The organism is Lichenibacterium minor, from assembly GCF_004137685.1.
GTDB lineage: Bacteria > Pseudomonadota > Alphaproteobacteria > Rhizobiales > Beijerinckiaceae > Lichenihabitans > Lichenihabitans minor.
The window spans coordinates 1-1,591 of record NZ_QYBB01000137.1 but is presented as its reverse complement, the minus strand read 5'-3'; the positions used below and the strand labels follow the sequence as shown (position 1 = coordinate 1,591).

The 1,591-nt window shown below is 69.9% G+C and carries 2 protein-coding genes; both read right to left on the bottom strand.

The window, feature by feature from the left end:
- A partial coding sequence (locus tag D3273_RS27685; RefSeq protein ID WP_165359758.1) for an ABC transporter ATP-binding protein occupies positions 1 to 612 on the bottom strand: 612 nt, incomplete at its 3' end.
- A gap of 15 nt (positions 613 to 627) precedes the next feature.
- Positions 628 to 1,479: an ABC transporter permease gene (locus D3273_RS27680; protein ID WP_129230257.1), complete on the bottom strand. Its 852-nt coding sequence runs from the start codon at positions 1,477 to 1,479 to the stop codon at positions 628 to 630.
- Between the last annotated feature and the right edge of the window lie 112 nt (positions 1,480 to 1,591).

The following is a 1,591-nucleotide window of genomic DNA, read 5'->3' as shown; positions in this document are numbered from 1 at the left end:
GATCTTGGCGCTGTCCAGCATGGCGTCGAGCCGCGCCTTGGCGCGCGCCGCGAAGCCCGCGTCGCCGAAGGAGATCATCTCGTCGAACAGCAGGATGTCGGGGTGGCGCGTCGTCGAGGTCGCGAAGGCGAGGCGCATCCGCATGCCCGACGAGTAGGTCCGCATCGGCAGGTGGAGGTAGGGGCCGAGTTCGGAAAACTCCGCCACGTTGAGGATCGCGCGCCGCGCTTCCTTCAGCGACATGCCCAGGAACACACCGCGCTGGATGATGTTGTCGGCCCCGGTCAGCTCCGGGTCCATGCCCATCTCCATGTCGATCAGCGACGACACCGTGCCGCTGATGTCGGCCGTGCCGGTCGACGGCTCGTAGGAGCCCGCGAACACCCGCAGCAGCGTCGACTTGCCCGCCCCGTTGTGGCCGATCAGCCCCAGGCGGTCGCCGGGCCGCAGCGACAGGTTCAGCCGGCGCAGCGCCTTCACGGTGACGACGTCGCGCCCGTCCGCTTCCACCTGCCCGCCGACACGGCGGATCAGCGTGGTCTTCAGCGACCGGCCGCGCGAGTTGAAGATGGGGATCTCGACCGAAGCGTCGACGAGGTCGATCGAAGCCATGTCAGCGGTCCCCGCTCACAGCCAGTACACGATGCGCGAGCGGAACCGGGCGAAGCACGGCCACGCCACCAGGGCCAGAACGCCGAGCGCCACCAGCACCGTCGCGTAGGTGCCGGGCGCCGGCACGCGGCCGAGCAGCGGCTCCGACACCACCCGCAGGAAGGCCGCGAAGGGGTTCAGCACGTCGACGTAGACGGCGTTGGGGCCGAGCTGCTCGACGTGCCACATCACCGGCGTGACGAAGAAGGCGAGCTGCAGGAGGTTGCCGACGATCTGCGGCATGTCGCGGAAGCGGGTGCACAGCAGGGCCAGGCTGACCGACGCCAGGAACACCCCGGCCAGCACCAGCACCAGCCCGGGCAGGGCCAGCAGGGCCGCGGCGTTCGGCGCGTAGCCGAACAGCACGAACACGAGCGGCACGATGACGACGTTGTGGCCGAGCGCCATGACGTTGCGCATCATCACGCGCAGGATGAACGTCGACTTCGGCAGGCCTTCCTGGCGCAGGTAGGGCGCGGCCTCGACGAAGGCCTGGCAGCTTTCCGAGATCGAGGTCTGGATGAAGGTCCACACCGTCATGTTGACGGCGAGGTAGGGGATGTAGTCGCGGATGTTCTGGTGGAACAGCCCGCCGTAGACGGCGCCGATGCCGGCCACGAAGAAGGCCATGCTCAGCGTGATCCAGAACTGGCCGAAGCGCGACCGCTTGTAGCGCAGGCGGATGTCGCTCACCCCGAGCAGCGCCCACACGTGCCAGCCCTTGAAGCAGCGCGCGAGGTCCTGCCCCGCCAGCCGCCAGTCCCGCACCCAGGCCCGCTCGGGCACGCCCGGGGCCCGCAGGGCCGGCAAGGCTTCGGTACTACGCATCCTGGCTCCGCGAACGAGGTCGACCCGACGACCGGCCGGGCCGATGCCACGCGACCCTGTATCGGGTCCGCGCCGACACCGTCAAGGCGAGGCGCCGGACCGGCGGGGCCGC